The 21221-nt window shown below is 59.8% G+C and carries 18 protein-coding genes; 7 read left to right on the forward strand and 11 right to left on the reverse strand.

The window, feature by feature from the left end:
• Positions 1–68: 68 nt before the first annotated feature.
• From ACYU7Z_RS00900 to ACYU7Z_RS00915, 4 genes are all read left to right on the forward strand, one after another.
• Entirely contained in the window at positions 69–773 is a 705-nt protein-coding gene (locus ACYU7Z_RS00900) for a response regulator transcription factor (protein WP_460566682.1), read from the forward strand.
• 2 nt (positions 774–775) lie between these two features.
• Positions 776–2155, forward strand: a complete 1380-nt coding sequence (locus ACYU7Z_RS00905; protein ID WP_460566684.1) for a sensor histidine kinase — start codon at positions 776–778, stop codon at positions 2153–2155.
• Positions 2156–2234: 79 nt separating this feature from the next.
• Complete coding sequence (locus ACYU7Z_RS00910; RefSeq protein WP_460566686.1) at positions 2235–2648, forward strand: response regulator; 414 nt, start codon at positions 2235–2237, stop codon at positions 2646–2648.
• A 61-nt stretch (positions 2649–2709) separates the two neighbouring features.
• A complete protein-coding gene (locus tag ACYU7Z_RS00915) occupies positions 2710–2907 on the forward strand; it encodes a hypothetical protein (RefSeq protein WP_460566688.1) in 198 nt (65 codons plus the stop codon).
• A 76-nt stretch (positions 2908–2983) separates the two neighbouring features.
• Here ACYU7Z_RS00915 and ACYU7Z_RS00920 read toward each other — a convergent pair whose 3' ends face one another.
• Positions 2984–3241 carry a hypothetical protein gene (locus ACYU7Z_RS00920; RefSeq protein WP_460566690.1) on the reverse strand — a complete coding sequence of 86 codons (258 nt, stop codon included), beginning with the start codon at positions 3239–3241 and terminating at the stop codon, positions 2984–2986.
• Positions 3242–3308: 67 nt separating this feature from the next.
• Here ACYU7Z_RS00920 and ACYU7Z_RS00925 point away from each other — a divergent pair, with 67 nt between their 5' ends.
• Positions 3309–4076 (forward strand): oxygenase MpaB family protein, encoded by a 768-nt coding sequence (locus tag ACYU7Z_RS00925; RefSeq protein WP_460566692.1) that lies wholly within the window; start codon positions 3309–3311, stop codon positions 4074–4076.
• Here ACYU7Z_RS00925 and ACYU7Z_RS00930 read toward each other — a convergent pair.
• The 4 genes from ACYU7Z_RS00930 to clpB all read right to left on the reverse strand — a co-directional run bounded on the left by ACYU7Z_RS00930 (position 4073) and on the right by clpB (position 10120).
• Entirely contained in the window at positions 4073–4873 is an 801-nt protein-coding gene (locus ACYU7Z_RS00930; protein WP_460566694.1) for an MBL fold metallo-hydrolase, read from the reverse strand. The genes ACYU7Z_RS00925 and ACYU7Z_RS00930 overlap by 4 nt on opposite strands.
• Positions 4874–4968: 95 nt before the next feature.
• The gene (locus tag ACYU7Z_RS00935; RefSeq protein WP_460566696.1) at positions 4969–5808 is read right to left on the reverse strand and encodes an SDR family NAD(P)-dependent oxidoreductase; all 840 of its coding nucleotides are present in this window, start codon (positions 5806–5808) and stop codon (positions 4969–4971) included.
• 76 nt (positions 5809–5884) lie between these two features.
• Positions 5885–7426 (reverse strand): YfcC family protein, encoded by a 1542-nt coding sequence (locus ACYU7Z_RS00940; protein ID WP_460566698.1) that lies wholly within the window; start codon positions 7424–7426, stop codon positions 5885–5887.
• A 72-nt stretch (positions 7427–7498) separates the two neighbouring features.
• On the reverse strand, positions 7499–10120 hold the full coding sequence (gene clpB, locus ACYU7Z_RS00945; protein WP_460566700.1) for an ATP-dependent Clp protease ATP-binding subunit: 2622 nt from the start codon (positions 10118–10120) through the stop codon (positions 7499–7501).
• Positions 10121–10199: 79 nt separating this feature from the next.
• Between clpB and ACYU7Z_RS00950 the strand changes: the two genes are divergently transcribed.
• Entirely contained in the window at positions 10200–11258 is a 1059-nt protein-coding gene (locus ACYU7Z_RS00950) for a serine hydrolase domain-containing protein (protein ID WP_460566702.1), read from the forward strand.
• A gap of 120 nt (positions 11259–11378) precedes the next feature.
• On the opposite strand, the gene ACYU7Z_RS00955 is transcribed toward ACYU7Z_RS00950, so the two are convergent.
• From ACYU7Z_RS00955 to ACYU7Z_RS00965, 3 genes are read right to left on the reverse strand one after another with little or no spacing between them, the layout of a single operon-like run.
• Positions 11379–13286, reverse strand: a complete 1908-nt coding sequence (locus ACYU7Z_RS00955) for a DUF3857 domain-containing protein (RefSeq protein ID WP_460566704.1) — start codon at positions 13284–13286, stop codon at positions 11379–11381.
• 3 nt (positions 13287–13289) lie between these two features.
• On the reverse strand, positions 13290–15281 hold the full coding sequence (locus ACYU7Z_RS00960) for a hypothetical protein (RefSeq protein WP_460566706.1): 1992 nt from the start codon (positions 15279–15281) through the stop codon (positions 13290–13292).
• Positions 15282–15304: 23 nt separating this feature from the next.
• Complete coding sequence (locus ACYU7Z_RS00965) at positions 15305–17305, reverse strand: DUF3857 domain-containing protein (RefSeq protein WP_460566708.1); 2001 nt, start codon at positions 17303–17305, stop codon at positions 15305–15307.
• A gap of 132 nt (positions 17306–17437) precedes the next feature.
• Between ACYU7Z_RS00965 and queG the strand changes: the two genes are divergently transcribed.
• On the forward strand, positions 17438–18376 hold the full coding sequence (queG, locus tag ACYU7Z_RS00970) for an epoxyqueuosine reductase (RefSeq protein ID WP_460566710.1): 939 nt from the start codon (positions 17438–17440) through the stop codon (positions 18374–18376).
• 147 nt (positions 18377–18523) lie between these two features.
• Here the strand turns inward: queG and ACYU7Z_RS00975 are convergent, their stop codons facing one another.
• The 3 genes from ACYU7Z_RS00975 to ACYU7Z_RS00985 form a co-directional block, all read right to left on the reverse strand.
• Positions 18524–19876 (reverse strand): hypothetical protein, encoded by a 1353-nt coding sequence (locus tag ACYU7Z_RS00975; protein WP_460566712.1) that lies wholly within the window; start codon positions 19874–19876, stop codon positions 18524–18526.
• Complete coding sequence (locus tag ACYU7Z_RS00980) at positions 19863–20423, reverse strand: RNA polymerase sigma factor (RefSeq protein ID WP_460566714.1); 561 nt, start codon at positions 20421–20423, stop codon at positions 19863–19865. The genes ACYU7Z_RS00975 and ACYU7Z_RS00980 overlap by 14 nt, the downstream gene beginning before the upstream one ends.
• A 190-nt stretch (positions 20424–20613) precedes the next feature.
• Positions 20614–21081, reverse strand: a complete 468-nt coding sequence (locus tag ACYU7Z_RS00985; RefSeq protein ID WP_460566716.1) for an SRPBCC family protein — start codon at positions 21079–21081, stop codon at positions 20614–20616.
• Between the last annotated feature and the right edge of the window lie 140 nt (positions 21082–21221).

A 21221-nucleotide genomic window follows, 5' to 3' on the forward strand; every position in this document is an offset into this window, starting at 1 on the left:
TATAAAGCCCCTTTCAAGGGGCTTTTCTATTAGCGGCCGGGTTTATCACCAACGAAAAAATGTAATTTGTGGACGTAACGATGGAAGCTGGAAAGATTTTGCTGGTAGAAGATGAGCGGAAAATCGCCGACACCTTGCAGGTAGGCCTTGCAGAGCACGGCTTCGACGCCACGGTGGCCTACGATGGCCTCGCGGGCAGGGCTGCCTTTGCCAAGGGAGGCTTCGACCTCGTGGTGCTCGACATCAACCTGCCCGGACTCAATGGCTACGAGCTTTGCAAGGAGATCCGCGCGGCCGATACCCATATTCCTGTGATCATGCTCACCGCGCTGAGCTCGCTCAACGACAAGATCGAGGGCTATGACGCCGGCGCCGACGACTATATCGTCAAGCCTTTCGAGTTCCGCGAGTTGTTGATGAAGATCCGCGTGCTGCTCAAGCGCACACAGCCGCCGGCGGCGCCTTCGGGCAATATCCTGAAGGCCGACGACCTCGAGATGCAGCTGGACCGGAAAGAGGTGCGGCGCAGCGGCCAGTCGATCCACCTTACGGCAAAGGAGTTCCAGCTCCTCGAGTATTTGCTTCGCCACAAGAACCGCGTTGTGTCGCGCGCCGATATCGCGCTCAATGTGTGGGAGATCGATTTCGATACCAACACCAACGTGATCGACGTCTACATCAATTACCTCCGCAACAAGGTGGACAAGCCCTTTGCCCACAAGCTGATTCACACCCAGGTGGGGATGGGCTACGTTCTTAAAGAAACAAGCTGATCATGCCCATCCGCCTGCGCATTACGCTCCTGTACTCCCTGATCGTTTTTGTGATCCTCGGGATCGTTTGTGCGGGTACCTATTACATCTCGTACCAATCGCGGGAGCGCCTTATCAATTCGCGCCTCACGAACCGGGCGCTCAACACGGCACGCCTGCTGAGCCGCGGCGAGGTATTCAAGCGATCGCTTGTGCTGCAGATCGACTCGCTGAGCCGGCTTACGTATTCCAACAAGCTCATCGAAGCCTATTCACCCACTTACGAAAAGGTGTACAGCTACAGCGATGTGCCGGGCGACTCCATTTCCGTGAGCCGGTCGGTGCTGCGGCGTGCGTTGAACGATGAGACGGTTTATTTCGAGTCGGGTACCAAGGAGGCGGTTGCGCTGCATTATAACGAGCATGGCAACAGCCTTGTCATGGTATCGGCGGGCACCGACTTCGAGGGAAAGGCCGGCCTGCGGCGCCTCGCGCGGATCCTGCTGCTGGTGTTTCTATTCGGCAACCTGCTGGTGCTGATCAGCGGCTACATTTTCTCGTACCGCCTGCTGCGCCCCGTGCGCCGCATCAGCGCCGACGTAGCGGAGATTTCCGCGCAAAACCTTACCCGCCGCCTCGCCGTCGGCAACAACCGCGACGAGTGGAGCCAGCTCGCTACTACGCTCAACGACCTGCTCAACCGGCTGCAGGACTCCTTCGATATGCAACGGCGCTTTATCAGCAATGCCTCCCACGAGCTGTCGACACCGCTGACATCGATATCCAGCCAGCTCGAAGTAGCGTTGCAGCGGGAGCGCGCCGCCGGCGACTACCGGCAGGTAATGCGCTCCATTTACCAGGACGTTCGGCACATGAGCAAGCTGACACAGACGCTGCTCGAATTCGCCAAAGCCTCGGGGAACCCGGGCGGCCTCGAGATCCAGCTGATCCGGATCGATGAGATCCTGCTGCGCCTGCCGGCCGATATCAGCAAGGCCAGCGCCCGCTACCAGGTGCAGCTCCATTTCGACGAGCTGCCGGAAGATCCCTCGCAGTTGCTGGTGTTCGGGAACGAGGCGCTGCTGTTCACGGCCTTCAAGAACATAACGCTCAATGCCTGCAAGTATTCCGACGACGGGCTGGCACGGGTGTATCTTCGGGCGGGCGCCGATACCATCGAGGTGACCATCGCCGACCGTGGCCGCGGAATAAGCCCCGAGCACATGGAGCAGATCTTTCACCCGTTTTACCGCGTGGAGGAGAACCTGCAGGGTGGCTTCGGGCTCGGGCTCTCGCTGGCAAGCCGCATCATCGGGCTGCACAAGGGAAATATCGAGGTGTTTTCGGAGAAGGGAAAGGGGACCCGCTTTGACATTGAGTTGCCGCCTGCGCACGCCGAATAGGGGAACAGCTCTTCTTTATTTGGCATAATCTTTTATTTTGTTGCAGGGAATCTGGCCCCCGACGAACTATAGAACCATCATGACGACCCAACACAGTAAGCCGACATTGCTTTACGCCGAAGACGACCTGGACGACTACGAGGCCCTCAAAGAGGCATTGGCCCAGATCACGGATAAATACGAGCTCGCCCACGCCAAGAACGGAAGCGAGGTGATCGAATACCTCGACGGCAAGCATGGACCGGTGCCCTGTCTCATTGTGCTCGACCTCAACATGCCGATCATGGATGGCAAGGAAACCCTGCTCTGGCTGAAAAGCCGCGCCGAGTTCGACGGGATACCCACCATGGTCTTTACCACCTCTTCACGCGAGGAGGATATCAAGCTCTGCCAGAGCCACAACTGCACCTTCTTCCGCAAGCCCACCCTCTACCGCGACCTGCTGCATGTAGTACAAATAATGCTACAAATGTGCGGTGAGGCAAAGGGATAAAAAGGGCCCGCTGTTTGTTCGCATAGTACTACGATTTTGTGCAGAATGTAAACAGTGTGTTATGGAAAACCGAGAACGGCGCCAGCTTGAAAAGCAATATGTGCATGCCACGCAGGAGTTTCTACAGAAGCTCAGGGACGGAACGGAGCAACAGCAGCTGGAGCAGCAAAAAATGCGCATCCTGGAACTATCCCGGATGCTCGATCAGCGCGGGCCGGCCTCCGACCCATCGGCGAGTCTGTTACGACGACACCGGTGAATGGATGCAGACCCGGAATAAGAGCAACAAAAAAGAGGCGCGTTTGCGCCTCTTTTCTTGAACCGTATTTCTGCGGTTAGGGATTCTGATGCTGTCCGTCTGTGCCTTCCAGCTTCACCAGCTTGTTGTACAGTCCCATGATCAGGAATGCTGCCGGCCATTGGCCGATGAACAGGCTGAATTTCTGCTTCCGCGCGATCTGCAATGCCAGGGAGACGCCCATACAGGCGACTGCCGTCCACAGGTATACATCCGAAGGGACTTTGGCCGTCTGCTTTTCGATAGCGGCCGCTACTTTGCCTTCCTGGTAGGCAGGGTTGTAATTTGTTGCCATCGTTATCTGCTTTTAGTGCGCTTTCATAAGTCAAACTTCTTGCCAAGCAAAAACGCTAAATTTGAGCATGCCCCCGTTTGTAGCGGAAAATTCGATCGTGCGGCGCATCTGGAGCCGGAGCGAAACCGTGTTGTTTATCTTTGCCGGCGCCGCTGCCGAATTCGCCCTCAACAAGGCAGTCGATTGGCTGTACTTCACCGGGCGGCTGCCCGCCGATCCGTTGGGGCGGCTTTTCTCCACCGTGCAGTATGCGCGGCGAATTGTCTTCGCCTCGGAAGAAAAAGCGCTCGCCGCCATCGACCAGATCACGAAGATTCACCAGGCCGTTGAGACGGCGCGTGGCAGCGTTATCCCCGACTGGGCGTACCGCGATGTACTCTACCTGCTCATCCACTATTCCATCGCCTCCTACGAAATGATCGAGCGCCCGCTGACGGCAGGGGAGAAGGACGAGCTCTATTCCGTATTTCTACGGATCGGGCAACGCATGGGGCTCAGTGGGCTTCCGGAAAGCTTCGACGCCTGGCTTCCCTCGCGCGAGGAGCACCTGCGCCGCGACCTGGCCCACAGCGCCTGGACCGACGACCTGTACCGCCAGTACCGCAAGCATCTCGGTGCCTTCCGCTATTTCCTGGTGCGGCAGCTGCAGGCTGTACTGGTGCCTCCCGCCGTTCGCGAGATGCTGGCACTTAAACCCTCGCTGCTCATCCGCGCCTCGCTGCCTCTTTACAAAGCCGGTTATAAGATCGGGCTCGATCGGCCAATCAAGGCTATTTTACTCCCGGAGAAATACAAGGCCCAGGTCGCCGCGCTCGATGTGCCGTCGGCCGGCTAGCCCTTGTCGAAGATCTGCAGGTAGCGCTCCGCCGAGCGTAGCACGGCTTCTTTGGCATCCCCGCGGACGTACAATCCGAAAGCCCCGTACAGGTCGTCGAACGCGTAGGGCGCCACGGCCGCACAAATGCCTTCCACGGCTCGCTTCGGCAGCGGGATCATATTGGGATAGCTGTACATGAACGAAACGGTGCGCCGGGTGGGTGTTACCTGGATGGTATCGCCGGCAAAGAGGGCCCCCGCGCCGCGGCTCCAATGCAGTACCGAGGCGCCGGGAAAGTGCCCGCCGCACTCCACGAGCGTCAGTTCCTCGTCAACACGCTCGCTGCCTTCCCAGAAGCGAAGCTCCGGGCCGCGGCGCGTGAGAAAGCCCGAGTCCTTGCGGTTGATATACACCGGCGCGTTGAACGCCCGCGCCCACTCGACGATCGTGGAATAGTAGTGCGGGTGCGACAGCGCAATAGCGCGGATGCCGCCCAGTTGCTGCAGCAGCGAAAGCGTCGAGGCATCGAGGTTAGTAATGCAATCCCAGAGCACATTGCCGCTATCCGTTTGCAGCAGGTGCGCCCGCTGGTTGATGCCAAAGGCCGGTGTGCTGTAAAGCGCATACACGGACGGTGCAACAAGCTCGAATACATTCCTGTGCGCCGCATTCACCGCAGCGAGCGTTGTCCAGCGCTGGCCGCCCGCGCCGATATATTGCCGGTCGTCGCTGCAGATAAGACAAGATTCGGGAGGCGCCGCCGAAGCTTCGTACTGGCAGCCGCAGGTGACGCAGATGTAGTGTATCGGTTCCATGCCGGGTTGATTCGTATCCGGTAAAATTGCGAAAGCCCGGCTCCCGCCAGGCTCTTCGCTGTATGAATTGTTGCAGCTGCCGAACCAACCGGCGCCTACTGGTTGTTGTCGCGCTCCCGGTCGCCATGCACGGGCCGGTCGCGCTTGTCGGTAGGCTGCATGTGCCTGGCCATGTTCGCGGCGTTGGCCTTGTCGGGCAACAGGCTCGTGAGCGTGGCCATCACCTTGTTCTTCGCACCCGACACGATCTTGTCGTCGCCTTTCATCATCGCCTGGTACCCGTCGCGCGCAACGTCGGCAGGATCGGAGAGGGATGCTTCCTGGTACTCTTTCGTGGCCTCCGCGCCGGCCTTGTGAAAGAAGTCGGTATCGGAAGCTCCGGGTTGCAGCACGGTTACGTTAACGCCTGTTCCCTGCAGCTCGTTGTGCAGGGCTTCGCTGAACTTGAGCACGAAGGCCTTGGTGGCGCCGTACACCGCCATCAGCGGCGTGGGAACGCCACCAAGCAGCGACGATACTTGGAGGATACGGCCGTGACCCTGCTCCACCATGTCTTTCAGGAACAGCTTTGTGAGCACGACCAGCGAGGAGATGTTGAGCTGGATAAGGTCGAGGTCGCGCTGGAGATTGCCTTCGGCGAAGGCCCCGTAATCGCCCTGCCCCGCGTTGTTGATCAGTATTTCTACGGGAAGCTCGCGCGTTTTCACTTCCTCGTACACGCCATAGGCGGCGTCTTCCAGGAAGAGGTCTTTCGACAGCGTTACCACATCCACGCCATAGCGGTCGCGCAGCTCGGCGGCAGCGCGCTCGAGCTCCTGTGTGTTGCGGGCCACCAGCACGAGATTGAATCCATCGGCGGCGCACAGCTGGGCAAACTCCCAGCCGAAGCCGTTTGAGCCGCCCGTGATGACGGCATAACCCCTGTTCGAAATCATAGCCTTTTTGGGGGTACCTGCGGCAATCCCAATGCCATACCCGGTTACATCCCCATCCCTCCCCGTAAAGGAGGCATCAGTGCCGGTAAATACCGACAAGGAGAAACGCGATGCACAGCAGCAGGAGCCAGAGAAGCAGCACCCGGATGAATTTCCACCAGGCCTTGAAGCTGACGTTGACCAGCGCCAGCGACGGAAGGATGAGCCCCGTTGGGGTGAGAAAGCCCATTATCCCCATCCCGAAGAGGTAGGCATTCACCATCTCGCGGCCCGGCACACCGGCCAGGATACCGAGGGCGCCCATGATCGGCATCGTGAGCACCGCCATACCGGAAGACGACGAAATAAATAAGGTGAAGAGGATATAGAGGCTCAGCATGAGCAGGATGAAAAGCACGGGCGAAAGCCCGCCCAATCCCTGTGAGGTGCCGTAGAGGATCGTGTCGCTGATGGCGCCGTCGTTGAGCACAATGGTGACGCCGCGTGCGACCCCGACGATAAAGGCCACGCTCAGCAGCTCCTCGGCGCCTTTCAGAAAGGAGGCGACAAACTTCTTCTCCGGCAGGCGGAGAATAAGCCCCAGCAGCAGCGCAGAGGCGAGGAACAGCGCCGTCATTTCGGGCAGCCACCAATCGAGCTTCACCACCCCGAAGATCATCACGCCGAAGGTGCCGAGGAAAAGCGTCAGCAGGAGCCGGTCGCGCCAGCTGAGCGACGCGGAGGCAGCGGCGGGGAGCTCCGTCGGGAAGGGTGCCGACACGGGCCCGTCGATCCGGTACACCCAGGATTTCGTGGGGTCTTTCTTCACACGCTGCGCATAGCGGACCGTGTACACGATGGTGACGATGGTCGAAGCAAGGAACATCAGGATCCGCTCGTCGAGCCCGTCCTTCCAGTTGACGCCGGCCGCATTGGATGCGATGATGGTGGAGAAGGGATTGGAGAAGGAAGCCAGCGTGCCGAGCTGCGTGCCGCCGAAGATCACCATGACGGGCACCAGCAAATCGTAGCCGGCAGCGAGGAAGAGCGGCACGAGGATGACGTAAAAGGCAAAGCCTTCCTCCGCCATGCCGTAGGAGGCGCCGCCGAACGAAAAGAGAAATGTGAGGATGATGATGAGCCAGGACTCGCGTCCCTTCATCCGGTAGGAGAGTGCCGACAGACCGCGGACGAGGGCGCCCGACTCGTTGAAGACATACATGAACGACCCGATGATCAGGATAAAGAGAATGATGTCGATGCTGTCGTAGATGCCCTTGATCGGCGCGAGCAGCACGGCGACCGGACCCTGCGGCCTTGCGGCGAGCCGCTGGTAGGTGCCGGGCACCGACACGGGCTTCCGGATGACGCCCTGCTCAAACGATGCGAGCGGCACGCGGATGCCGAGGCTGTCGAGCGTTCGCTGTGTGGCCGGCAGGCTGCGCTCGGTAACGGTGTCGCGCAACGCACCGGATGAATCCCGGTACTGCTGCGGGCTGCTGATGTGGAAGCTGCCCTCGCCATACGTGAGCGCAGCATACTTGCCGGCGGGGAGCAGCCAGGTGGCGGCCGCGGCGAGCACGATGACGATCATCAGGATGGTAAGCGGGGTAGGGAAGCTTCTCTTCTTGGTGGACATGGCGGTAAAGTAATAAAAAGCCCCGCGTAGCGGGGCTTAAAAAATCTGTGATCGGGTATCCGGGACTCGGCATTACGCGCTCTGCGGTTGCTCCACCTCGTTGCGGAATACCACCACACCGTCGAAGACATCCACCAGCACGGGCTGGCTCCGGTCGATCGCACCGGCAAGGATCTTCTTGCTGAGGGTGTTGACGATCTCCTTCTGGATAAGACGCTTCAGCGGTCGGGCGCCATACTGCGGGTCGAAGCCGTTCTCGGCGAGGAAGTCGAGCAGGTAGTCGGAGAACTGCAGCTGGATGCCGCTCTGGGCCACGAGGCGCTTGAGGCCTTCGAGCTGGATGCGGATGATGCCGCGGATCTCGCCCTTCATCAGCGGGTGGAACAGGATGATCTCGTCCACGCGGTTGAGGAACTCGGGGCGCACGGTCTCGCGCAACCGTACGAGCACTTCGGCCTTCGTTTTCTCGACCACTTCTTCCTTGTTGCGGTCGGTTACATCGGCGAAGTTTTCCTGGATGATGTCGGAGCCCATATTCGACGTCATGATGATGATCGTGTTCTTGAAGTTCACCACGCGGCCCTTGTTGTCGGTAAGACGGCCATCGTCGAGCACCTGGAGCAGAATGTTCCAGACATCGGGGTGCGCCTTCTCGATCTCGTCAAGGAGCACGACCTGGTAGGGCTTGCGGCGAACGGCCTCGGTGAGCTGGCCACCTTCCTCGTAGCCCACATAGCCCGGAGGCGCACCAACCAGGCGCGACACCGTGTGCTTTTCTTGGTACTCGCTCATATCGATACGGGTCATCATGTGCTCGTCGTCGAAGAGGTAATCGGCAAGGGCCTTCGCCAGCTCCGTTTTACCAACACCGGTTGTGCCGAGAAAGATGAACGAGCCGATGGGACGCTTCGGGTCCTGCAGGCCGGCGCGGCTGCGGCGCACGGCATCGGCAACGGCCGTAATGGCTTCCTCCTGGCCCACCACGCGCTGGTGCAGCTCGTCTTCGAGGTGAAGCAGCTTCTCGCGCTCGCTTTGCAGCATCTTGTTGAGCGGGATTCCGGTTGCTTTCGAAACGCTCTGGGCAATATCCTCGGCGTCCACTTCCTCCTTCATCAGGCGCCGGCTGTTGGCCGACAACTCATCGAGCTCTTTCTGGAGCGTGCCGATGCTTGCTTCCTGCTCCTTGATACGGCCGTAGCGGATCTCGGCCACGAGCCCGTAGTCGCCCTCGCGCTCGGCCTGGTCGGCCTGCTGCTTCAGCGATTCGATCTGGGCCTTGGCATTCTGGATCTTTTCCACGAGCTCTTTCTCCTCGCTCCATTTTGCCTTGAGCGTATCACGCTCCACCGACAGGTTGGCCAGGGTCGTATTGAGGTCTTTCAGCTTTTCTTCGTCATCCTCGCGCTTGATCGCCTCGCGCTCGATCTCGAGCTGGCGGATGCGGCGCTCGAGCTCGTCGAGCTCCTCGGGCATCGAGTTCATTTCGAGGCGCAGCTTGGCGGCGCTTTCGTCGATGAGGTCGATGGCCTTGTCGGGCAGAAAGCGGTCGGTGATGTAGCGGCTCGAGAGCTCCACGGCGGCGATGATCGCCTCGTCCTTGATCCGCACATGGTGGTGCGTTTCGTAGCGGTCCTTCAGGCCCCGCAGGATCGAGATCGCGTCTTCCACCGAAGGCTCGTCGATCATCACCTTCTGGAAGCGGCGCTCGAGGGCTTTATCTTTCTCGAAATATTTCTGGTATTCGTTGAGCGTGGTGGCGCCGATCGCACGGAGCTCGCCGCGGGCGAGGGCGGGCTTCAGGATGTTGGCGGCGTCCATGGCACCTTCACCGCCACCGGCACCAACGAGTGTATGAATTTCGTCGATGAAGAGGATGATCTCGCCCTCGCTGCTGGCCACTTCCTTCACCACACCTTTGAGGCGCTCTTCGAACTCACCCTTGTACTTGGCACCCGCGATGAGCTGGCCCATGTCGAGGGCGTAAATGATTTTTGATTTCAGCGTTTCGGGTACGTCGCCGTTAACGATGCGCATCGCAAGGCCTTCCGCGATAGCCGTTTTACCAACGCCGGGCTCACCCACGAGCATCGGGTTGTTCTTCGAGCGGCGCGAGAGAATGTGCAGCGTCCGGCGGATCTCCTCGTCGCGGCCGATAACGGGATCGAGCTTCCCCTGGCGGCCAAGCTCGTTGAGGTTCTTGGCGTATTTCTCCAGGGTGTTGAATTGCGTCTCCTGCGTTTGCGAGTTGACGGTGCCGCCCTTGCGCAGGTCTTTGATGGCCGTCACCAGGCCTTTCTCGCTAAGGCCGAAATCTTTCAGGAGCTTGCCGGTATTGTCGTTGCCCTGTACGAGTGCAAGGAGCAGGTGCTCCGGGGTTACAAACTCGTCGCCGAATTGCTGGATCACCGAGCCGGCGCGCAGGAGCGCGTTGTTGGCTTCGCGGCCGAGGTTTTGTGCCGGGTCGGCGCCCTGCACCTTGGGGAGCTTGTCGAGCGCAGCCGACAGCCTCGACTCGAGCTGGGTAATGTTTACACCGTTTTTCTTGAGGAGAAACTCGACGGGCGATTCCTTTTGCTCGAGCAGTGCCTGCAGGAGGTGCTCGGTTTCGATGTTGGCGTGCTGCCGATTGAAGGCTGCCTGCTGGGCGCCCTGGATTGCTTCCGCCGCTTTAATGGTATAGTTGGATAAGTTCATAGCCGTGCTTTTAGCTTTTTGTTTGCCTGTTTTCCTGTATGTTCACAAATTCAATTCCAAGCCCCGATAACCGGAAATTATGACGTTAAACACTCGTTCGATCTGCCTGAAAGTCAGTACTGTAGCGACTTTCCTGCTATTCTTTCAGTTTGCGCAGGCCCAGCCGTCCCGTATTGATACGGCCTCCCTCAGTAGCCTAATGGAGCAAAAGGCGCGCCTCCTTAAAAACAACAACCTGGTGCTCGCCGTGGCCAGCCGCGATTCCATCGTGTACAAGAACGACACGAAGCTCTTCAACGTTGCCCGCGGGCAGGGCGAGGCCGGCTATATCAGCGAGTGGTTCACCACCGTGCTCACGCTGATGATGGTCGATGACGGGAAGTTTTCGCTCGACGACAAGGTAGCGGATTACCTGCCCGATTTTGCCAAGTATGGAAAGAACTACATCACGATCCGTCACTGCCTGACCCACAACACGGGCATCCAGGTGCCCTCGAAGCTTGAGCTGTTTGACAAGAACAAAGGCGAGTCGTTTGAAAAGGTAGCGACGTCTTATGCATCGAAGGAGATCCAGACCAACCCCGGAGAGGAGTTCCGGTACAGCGACCGCGGCTACTATATCGTGGCGGCGATCATCGAGAAAGTAACGAAGCGCAAGTTTGAGCAGCTCGCCTCGCAGCGGGTATTCCGCGCCCTCGGTATGCGCGGCTCCAATTTCCAGAGCCTCGACGGCTCGCTCGTAAGCCCGGCATTCGGCGCCAAGACAACCGCTGCCGACCTGACCAACTTCGGCCGGATGCTGCTCAATGGCGGCAAGTGGCAGGGACAGCAGCTGCTCAAGCCCGAGTCGGTAGAACAGTTCCGCGCCATCGTGGCGCCGGCGGCCGCAATGAAAGGCGCACCGCGCGAAACCAGCAACTGGGATTATGCCCTGGGTGGCTGGGCACCTGAAGCAAATGGCCAGAAGGCCACCGCGATCGCGATGCCTTCCTTCGGAGGCACGGCGGTGCTTGTCGATTTTTGCCGCGGGTACGTTGTTGCTTACCTGCTGAAGGAGCTTGATAAAGACAAGAAGGCCGATGCGCTGATGGATATCAAGGCCAGCATCGACGGCGGCGCGGAGCTGCATTGCCAATAGCATTGCTCCTGACCAATAGATTCATAAGGTTGTCCGTTCGGGCAACCTTATTTTTTGGGGCATCGTGCGGGAAAAGTAAAGGCCGCCCGAAGGCGGCCCTTGTTGCTGGAATTGGTCCTCTTACTGCTTTACAAGCACCACCTGGCTATGATCGGCACGGTCGATGCTGCTGAAAAATTCGCGTACCTGTGCCCATTCCGTTGCCGGGAAGGTTCCGGCAAAGCCGCAGCGGCGGCGCACGTACAATACTTTGTTGTCGCGGAAGACTGTGCTTGTTTCGTAGGTGCCGTAGCGGGTCGCCAGCTTTTGCGCGCGCGGCAGCGACTCCACCACGTAGCCGGCCGGAACCGTGATCTCGACGGAGTCGACATCGCTGAATTCCTCACCGAGGCGGATGGCCATTGTGCGGTTCTCTTCCTCGGCCTCGTTCTTTTCGCGGTTGGCGACGTTGGGCGTGATGAAGAGACGCTTGCCCGATACAGACGCATATGCGCGAACCGAGAGGCCGAGCTCTTCTTCGAGCTCCGGGAGGATGCCGGCATGCGGCGTGTAGGTGAATGTTTTTACCTCGTAGCTCGGGAATTCGAGCTGTCCGTTGAGGTACTTTTTCAGGCGGTCGGCCGACAGGGCTTTCGTCAGCTGGAAAAGCTGGTCCTGCTGCTCGGCGCGCAGCCGGGTGTGGATCGTCAGCTCGAGATTTCCTTCGGCGTCGAGCGTGCCGGTTGCCTTGCGAACGAGCGTGTTCTCGCGCCAGCTGTAGCGCGGCGTCGCGGCAAGCTTTCCACCTTCGTCGGTAATGAGGAGCGCCTTGCGATTGCCGGTGAAGCCGCTCGTGTAGCCGGCGGGAAGCGTCTGGCTGGTGCATTCGAGCCACATCGAGTCGGCGCCCATGGGCACGCAGAGGATCGCGTGGTTGAACTGGTTGCTGGCAAATGTTTCCTGCATCGTGCGGGCATCAACGCCATAGCCGGCGCGCACGAGCGTGTAGTGAGCGCGGATGCCGGCTTCCTTCAGCAGGCTGAACATGTAGTTGCTGAGCGCTTTGCAGTCGCCGTAGCCTTTCTCGGCGACGGTTTTCGCCTCGAAGGGCTGCCAGCCGCCGATGCCCAGCTGGATGCTGATATAGCGGCTGTTCTGCTGCATGTATTCGTAGAGGCGGCGCACCTTTTCGCGGTTGTCGGTAACGCCTTCCGTGAGCTGGCGCACCTTCTGCTTCAGCGTTTCGGGAAGCGCGTCGCGGCCGCTGTTGAGGCGGCTCATGAACTGCCCGAAGCTGGCCCAGTCGCGGCTGTCGCCTTGCTGCCCGCTGATCTCGAAGCGGTTCGGCGCAAAGCGGAGTACCGGTGTCAGCTCGTCCCAAAGAGGGCTGGCGAAGGGCCGCTTGATGGCGGGCAATCCGCTCACCGACCAGCTGCGCACCTGCTTGCCGTCTTCGGTGCGCACCGTGGCCGGCTTGCCGATATTGGCTTCCAGGAAACGGTAGTCGCTGTCGGAGTTGCTGACGAAGGTGAAGCTGCTTTTTTCGACCGAGAGGTACTCGCCGTCCTGCGGCATCCAGGTCGGGAAGAAGAAGGAGCTGTTGTAGCGGATCGTCACCTCGTATTCAACGGTGTAGGGATAGGTGGGATATACGAAGCGGTGCACCTTCACGCGGCTGTCGTCCATCAGGTTGACCTCCGAGGTGGCGCTCATGTCTTCCATGTCTTTTCCTTTCAGGCGGCGTTGCTGCTTGCCCTGCGCGTCATAAAGCGTGCCTTCCACGTCCTGGATCTTCCGGAACTGGTCGTAGTACTCCGCAAACACCGCGCGGCGGCGTCCTTCCTCGTCGAGAACGGTAATGGCAAACTTGCGGTGCAGGTAAGCTTCGTGGCTGCTAACGAGCTCGAAGCGCTCTTCCTCGAGGCGCTTTACGGCGTGCGCGTTGACGAGAAGTTCGGCCGGGATTGCCGACACCGCGTAGGGATCGCCGGCAAAGGAGGCAAGGGTTTTCAGCAGTCCGCAGAGGAGCAACAGGCTGGTCTTTCGCATGGCTTATTTTTTCTTTTTGAGGACGATCTGCTCGTGTTGCTTGGCAAGGATCATCGTGTAAAATTCCCGGAGCACTTCGTACTCATCGGGCTGGTAGTTGGCGCGGTCGAAGCGGATCTGCGAGCGGAGGGAGATAACGCCGTCGGCTTCCGACACCATGTACAGGTACGAGGCCTCATTCCGCTCATTGAGATTTACCCGCACCGGTTTCGGCAGCTCGTCGACCACGTAGCCTTCGGGGATCTCGAGGCGGAGAATATAGGTCTGGTCGATGGTGTACGGCATTTCTACGGGGTAGATGCGCTCCGCCGAGCGGAACGGGTTTTCCTTGAGCGCCACGTTCATCATCGGGTTGATGTACAGAATGTCTTCGTTGCCCCCGGGTACGCTGATATCGTAGCGAAGACCCACCGGCTCTTCGAATTTCGTCAGTGAATCGATCTGCGCGTTGCTGATCGTCACCTCCATCGGGAACTCTTTTTTCAGCGATGCATAATACGCATCGCGGCCCTTGTCCTGCACTGTCTTGCGGCTGTCGTACGAGTCGCTGTAGCCCTGCACCTGCTGCACCGTCCCTTTCCAGCCCTTGTGGCCATCGGCATTGAGCTGTACGAAGGAGACGCTTTTCTCGCGCAGCGAGTCGGCCACGAGCATGACGGCTTCGGCGCTGTGGTTGATGATGCGGGCCATGCCGTTGTAGCACTCAGGGAGGAGGCGGCCAAAGCCGAGGCGCGGCTTGCTTGCATCGAGGTAATAGGTCTGGTCGTCGATCTTCAGCGCAACCACGACGTAGTTGAACCGGTCGAGCATCGGGATGGAGCTGTATACAAACCCGTTTTCGCGGGTGCTGAGGAGCACCGGCGACGCATCGAGCTTGGCGTGGAGCAGCATTGTTGTAAGCAGCAGGTTCACGTCGGCCACCGTTCCGGCTCCTTTTTTGAAAACGTCTTTCACGGATTGGCTGAGGTAAATGCCATCGCGCCCGTCGCAGGTGATGGCGTCGCGCACGTGTGCGTAAATGGCGCGGGCCTGGTCGAGCGGGCTGCCCTTCATCATCGGGGCCATGGCGTCGTTGAGCCAGCCGTTGCCCATGTCAAACTGGTTTCCGAAACCTTCGTCCTCGAGCAGCGACCGCGTGGCGGCAGTCCAGCTCGTGGTCAGGCGCTGCGGCTGCAACGGCGGCTGCAGGGCTACGAGGTGAAACTCCACGCGCGACAGGTAATTGAGCGGCGATGCCACGAAGCCCTCGAACTCGAAGGCCGGCACATCGCGCGCCACCCAGCGGTGGTCGTTGAACGTGATCTGCGTTTGCCCGAACATCACGGTGCGCTGCTCGTTGCTAAGCTCCACATCGAGGTAGCCTTTGTTGATGATCTGGAACTCGGTGAACTGAGGGATGGCGGCCGTGTACTCGCTCCAGAGGCGGGGCAGCTTGCCCTGGAAGGTCCAGCCGCGGATGCCGAGGCCGTAGGCCGAGTAGATCTTGTATTGCACGTCGATGATCGTGCCTTCGCGCACGGCCGGCAGGGTGAACTTGGCAACATCCTCGTAGCGATAGGCCTTTTCGGTAAAGATGGCGTCCTTGGTCATCTTCGTTTCCACCACCTTGCCGTCTACAAGGTTGTATGAAACGGCCTTGATGTCATCGATGCTGTTAACGCTGTTGCCGTAGCGGTCTTTGTAGAGCGGCACCTGGATGCTGGCCTCGTTGTATGCCGTTTTATCCAGGATATGGATGCGGAGGTGGCGGCTGTATTCGACGGCGTAGCGGCCGCGGTTCAGGTCGATATTGGTGGCGCCGACATCCGCGAGCACTACCGCGTGGGCGCCGCTGTCGATGCTGTATACTTTCTGCTGCAGCATCGCCGCATCGATCTTCTTGAATTTATAGGTACCGGAGCCCTGGGCCTGGCTGCTTTGTGCGGCCAATAGCAATACCAGGATGGCAAGGACGCTGCGCAGGCGCGCAGCATTGTGAACGCAGTTTGTTTTCATGTGTGGGGCGTGGTTTGGGTTGGTTATTTCTTTTTGCGGAAGACGATCTTCTCCTTGTGCTTGGCTACGATGAGGTCGAAAAACTCGCGCAGGTCGGCGTAGTCCTCGGGGCGGTAGCTGGCGCGGCGGATGCGGATCCGCGAGCGCAGCGAAATGAGCCGCTCGTTCACCGAAAGCAGGTACTCGAAGCTGCCGTCATTCTTGTCGTTGAGCGATACCCGCAGCGGCTTCGGGAGCTCGTCGATCTCGTAGCCTTCCGGGATCTCGAGCGTAAGCAGGTACGTATAGTCGCGCGCAAAAGGCATTTCGATCGGGTAGATGCGGTCGCTCGATTTGAACGGGTTCTCCCGGACGCCTTCACCGAGCATCGGGTCGAAATAGATCGGTCCTTCAGTGGGCACGGGACGCTTCAGCTCCGCATGAAGGCTTAGCGGCTTCTCCAGCATGCCGAGCGAATCAACGGCCGGCTGCAACACGCGGTAGTCGTTGCCGATACCGTCGCGGAGCTCGCTGTACAGCACGTCGCGGCCTTTTTCAGCGACGCGGTTGCGGAGCTCGTACGATTCGTAGTTGCCCATCACGCGGTTGAACGTGCCATCCCAGGAGTCTCCCTTTTGCGGCAGGAAGGCCAGCGTCATCCGCTTTTCCACGAGCGAGTCGCTCAGCAGGAAGATGGCTTCGGCGCCGGGCGAAATCACGCGGGCAATGCCGTTGTAGCAATCGGGAAGCAGCTGCCCGAAGCCGAGTCGCGGACGCGAGGCGTCGAGCATTATTTTCTTGTCGTCGATGGTCACCGAGGCGATGATGTAGTTGAAGCGGCTCAGCATCGGGAAGGCGGTGAACACGGTTCCGTTGTCGCGGGTGCTGAGCATCACCGGGTTCGCATCGAGCCCTGCATGACGCAGCATGGTCACCAGCAGCAGGTTGATCTCCGATACAGAGCCTTTGCCGGCGCGGAATACGTCTTTGAGCTGGTCGCGGAGGTAGATGCCGCGCTGGTTATCGCACTGGATATGGTCGCGCACCCAGGCGTGGATGGCCTGCGCCTGCGCCAGCGGGCTTCCCTGCTCGAGCGGCTTCATGACGTCATTGAGCCAGGGATTGTTGCGGTCGATCTTCCGGCCGAAGTTCTCGTCCTTGAGCAGTTCCGCGGTCTTTTCGGGCCAGGTGGGTATGAAGTTGTGTGCCGTCACCGGGTAGCGGTACGCGGAGAGCTGGAAGTCCATGTGGGCCTGGTAGTTCGCGCGTGCCGACAAAAAAGGTTCGTCCTGGAAGGCAGCCACGTTGGCGGCGACCCAGCGGTAATCAGTAGCGCCCGACAGGAAGCTGCTGCGCTCGGTGGGACCGGTGCCGCCCTGGTCGACGATGTTGAACTGCTCCTGGCGATCGAGCTTGTCCACGATCAGGAAAGGCACATAGCCTTTGTAGATGAACATGTAATCGAAGAACTGCGGCACCGAGAGCGTATACTCGCTCCACAGCATCGGGTAGGTTCCCTGGAAGTCCCAGGGCTGCAGCGTATTGAGGTAGTCGGACTTGATGCTGTATTCTATGTCGATGATGCTGCCTTCACGCACCGCCGGCAGCGTGAACTTGTACAGCGTCACATTCTTGCTGACCGTTTCCTTGAAGATCTGGTCGCGCGCGAGTTTTGTTTCGGCCACTTTGCCTTCCGTGAGGTTGTAGGAGACGGCTTTGATGTTCTCGATCCGCTCTTCCGCGTCGAATCCGTCGTGGTAGACCGGGATCTCGACGGTCGCGGCGTCGTAGGCGCTTTTTTTCAGGACGTGCACGCGGCGATGCCGGCGGAAGACAAAGGAGAACCAGCCCTTGTTGTTGCCTTCGATCCGCGTGTCGCCGACGTCGGCAATCACCACGGCGGCGGCATTGCTGTCGAGCGGGTACGCGGTCCGGGAGAGGGCGGCAGCGTCTATCTTTTCGAATTTGTACTGGTTGCGTTTCTGGCCATGAGCGGAGCTGAGCAGTAGCAGGGCCGAAGCCAGGAGGGTCGTTCGTACGGACATAAGCAGTTGGTTGGAAGGCGAAGGTCGGGATTTCTGCAAATATGACCTAATGCAGCCGGAGCGGCGTGCCGTTTATTTTAACGGGCTCCTGTGTCGCGGCGCGCGCCAAAAAGCGGAACTTTGCCGCTCCCCATGAATACTGCCGCACATACCCGCTGGATCAAAGAGGCCGCGCGCCGTCATGGCTTCGACCATTGCGGTATTGCCCGCGCAGAGGCCCTCGACGACGACGCCCGGCGCCTCGAGCGCTGGCTGGCGCAGGGCCATCACGGCAGCATGGGCTACATGGAAAATCATTTCGACCTCCGTGTCGACCCGCGGCGCCTTGTGCCCGGCGCCCGCTCGGTGATCACATTCCTGAAGAATTACTACCCGGAAGAAGAAGCCGTCAGCTCCGATGTCAAGGTGGCGCGCTACGCGTGGGGACAGGATTACCACGATGTCATCCGAGCGCTCCTCAACGCGCTGCTGGCCGAGGCCCGCACGGCCATCGGCGCCATCGACGGCCGCGGCTTTGTCGACTCGGCACCCGTGCTCGAGCGCAGCTGGGCCCAGCGCAGCGGGCTTGGATGGGTGGGTAAAAACGGCAACCTGATTAACAAGGGCGCGGGCTCTTATTTTTTTATCGCCACGCTCATCACCGACCTGGAGCTCGAGTACGACGACCCATTCGCGAAAGACTTCTGCGGCAGCTGCAGCCGCTGTGTGGATGCCTGTCCTACGGATGCGATCCTGCCCGACAAGACGATCGACGGCAGCCGCTGTATCTCCTATTTTACCATTGAGCTGAAAGAGGCCATGATTCCCTCCGAGATGGAAGGGCGCTTCGACAACTGGTTGTTTGGCTGCGATACCTGCCAGGAAGTTTGCCCCTGGAATCGTTTCAGCCAGCCGCACAGCGAGCCGGCCTTTGCCCCGATCCGCGAGATACTGCACCTGTCGAGCGGCGAGTGGGAGCAACTGGGCGAGGAAGCCTTCCGGCGCATCTTCCGCGGCTCCCCGCTGAGCCGCGCCAAGCACAAGGGTATCCAGCGCAACCTGCGCTTTCTAAAAGGCAATACCGGCGCTTGACCAGGGCTGCAACGGGAGCACGCTTGCAACTGAGGTACGTATTATTCCAATTGTATAAATACGGGTTCAGGGCCGCCGGTGCTACAGGCCGGCAGCAGCCCGGGATTATCCGACGTATACTGCTGGTTTGCACTGCTGCGCACTTCGTCAGAAAGAAAGACGCAGCACCGCCGAGGCGCCCACTGGGCGCTGGCTCCCGTTGAGTCGCTTGAGGCCGTACCAAAGCTGCGGGCCGAGCTCGAGGCTGCTGCTACCAACCCGCGCCACGCGGTAGCGCGCGCCCGCCTGCAGCGAGACGTACGTGCGCGGCAAGCCGTATGGGTCCGTATTTCCAAATAGTGTCGAGAAAGAAGCACCGCCCCAGAGCGACAGCGGGAGACGTGCCGACGGGCGGCCTTCGAGCGTAACCGGGATTTGCAGCAATACGCTTCGTACGCGCTTGCTGGTTTTGCTTTCGTCCGCAGCGGGCGGAGCAAAGGGCGTGGAAGGGTTGGCCGCTGAGTAGCTCGTCGTGGTTTCAGCGGTTACTTGCAGGAGGCCGATATCGAGACCTGCCTGCAGGTGCAGTCGTCCGCGGAGCGGCAGCAGCAGGCGACCCCCGATCGTATAAAGCGGTCCGCTTCGCCACTGCTGCTTGCTGTACGTTGAGGCGCTGCTGCTGCCAACCACCCCTGTAAGCGTGTCGGCGTTGAAGCCCGAAGTGCTGATGGGCATCACAACGCCGGCACTACCCTCGAGTGCCCATTGGAGGCGGCGCCTGTGCGGCTTCGGCGCTGCAGCTGTTGGATTACTGCTGTGAAGCTGCGCGTCTTTCGAGGCCGTTGCCAGCGCGGTTGCACGGATGCAGCTGTCGGGCCCGACCGGCGCCGTTTTGCGGGTCGTTGAGGTTGATGTTGCTGCTGCTGCGGAAGGCGCCGTCGTTTCCCGAAGAGGCGTTCCGGGACTTGCTGCTATCTCTTCCGGGTGGTTTGCCGGGACAATGCTGCCCTGTGTCGCCTGTGCAACTTTCTTTCTGCGTGCCGGCGATGCGCTTGCCGTCATCCTGGAGCCTTTCTGCACGAATAGCTGCACCGGCTCTTTTGTTTTAGATAGTGCTTGCTCCGTTTCGCTGATCGGCCCGTTATTGATGTCGGCGGTTTTCATGGGAAGTTCATTGCCGGCTACCGTATCCCGTTGTCGTTGTGCTTCCGCAACGCTCACCTGTTGGCTCGTTTCTTTTGTACCTGCCAACGGAGTGCTGCTTGTTGTCAGTTGTCCGGGTTCATGTCCTTTTCCGCGCACAGCGTAGCTGCTGTTGCCCGAAACGTCGCGAAGCAGCCACCAGCCTGCGCTGCCCAGCAGGAGGCCAAGGGGGAGGAGCAGCCAGAAGACCAGGAGGCGGCGCTTCCTGCGTTCCTTACCGATGCGCGCTTCGACTGCCGCCCAAACGGGTGCCGGCGGCTCCATGCGGAGCGCGTTCATCTTGCCCTGTACCTCGCGTTCGAATTTATTGTCGTGCATAGGAAAGCGTTTGGCTGTTATCCTCGTGGCGGCGGATCCAGGTGATCAGCAGGGCGCGGGCGCGGGCATACTGCGAGCGCGAGGTTCCTTCCTGGATCCCCAGCAGTTGCCCGATCTCGGCATGGCTGTAGCCTTCCACGGCATAGAGGTTGAAAATGGCCTGGTAGCCCGTCGGGAGCTGCCGGATGAGCGCGGCCAGGTCCTTGGCGTCGAGTGTCACCCCGGGGTCGTCGGGGGCAACGGGATGCAGGTGGTCGGATTCAAAGGAAAAGCCGCTGTTGTAGGGCGACTTCCGCTTCAGGTAGTTGAGCGCGGTATGCACCATGATCCGGCGGATCCAGCCACCCAGCTCGCCCTCGAAGCGGTATTGCTGCAGGTTGAGAAAAACGCGCACAAAGCCTTCCTGCAGCAGGTCTTCGGCATCGTGGGTGGATTTGGTGTAGCGGTAGCAGACGGCCAGCATGTCGGGCGCAAAACGGTCGTACAGCGCCTTTTGGGCACTGGGCTTCCCTTTGAGGGCGGCTTTGACCAGTTCGCGGTTATCCATGAATGCCTACTCTGACAAGCGCCTTGCGGCTTTCGTTGCACGCGGAGGAAAAAAATCAAAAATCAAAAGGCAAAAACCTACTGCTGCCGGTTGCCGAAAGGTTTCGCAGCATTTCGAATTACAGGCCCTACCCTTGCGGCGGGCACTCGAACTGGATAGACCTTTTGACTTTTTGTTTTTGACTTTTGAATTACTCCCGCTCCGCCTCGCTCTTCAACTGAACCAGCCCTTCCTGCATCATATTTCCGTAGGAGCTTTCAAAAAACAGGGAGCTGAATTTTTCCCAGGGATACCAGCGCAGCTTGAAGTCGATATACCACTGCAGCGTAAGCGAGTCGCTCCGCTCGAAGCGGTACAGCCGGAAGTTGTTGTGCAGGTCGCGCACACCGGGGTGCCGCAGCGTTACGCGGGTGAGCGAGTCGCTCCGCTCTTCCCATTGGAAGCGCACCTGCCGGAGCACGGTGCTGCTGTCGCCAAACCACGGATGCCAGCGGCGCCACTGCGCGCTGTCGTTCACCAGGCTCCAGATCCGCTCCGGCGGTGCAGCGATATTGGTGGCCTTCGAGATCCGTACCGTCGACGGGATCAGGAGCGACAACAGGGTCCAAAGAAGAAACAGGAAGAAGGCGCTGATAAGACCGAGTTTGATGATCCGCACGGGAGAAGGTTTTGGAAGGTTTTGAGAGGTTTTGGAAGGTTTTGGAAGGGCGGCGTGCTCGTCGGCTCCCGCCTTCCTCCGGCCATTCGGTTGCGCGCAAAGGTAGGCGAAACGGTTGGCCGTAGTGGCTACCTTCGCAG

The sequence above is a fragment of the Flaviaestuariibacter terrae genome, assembly GCF_054777635.1.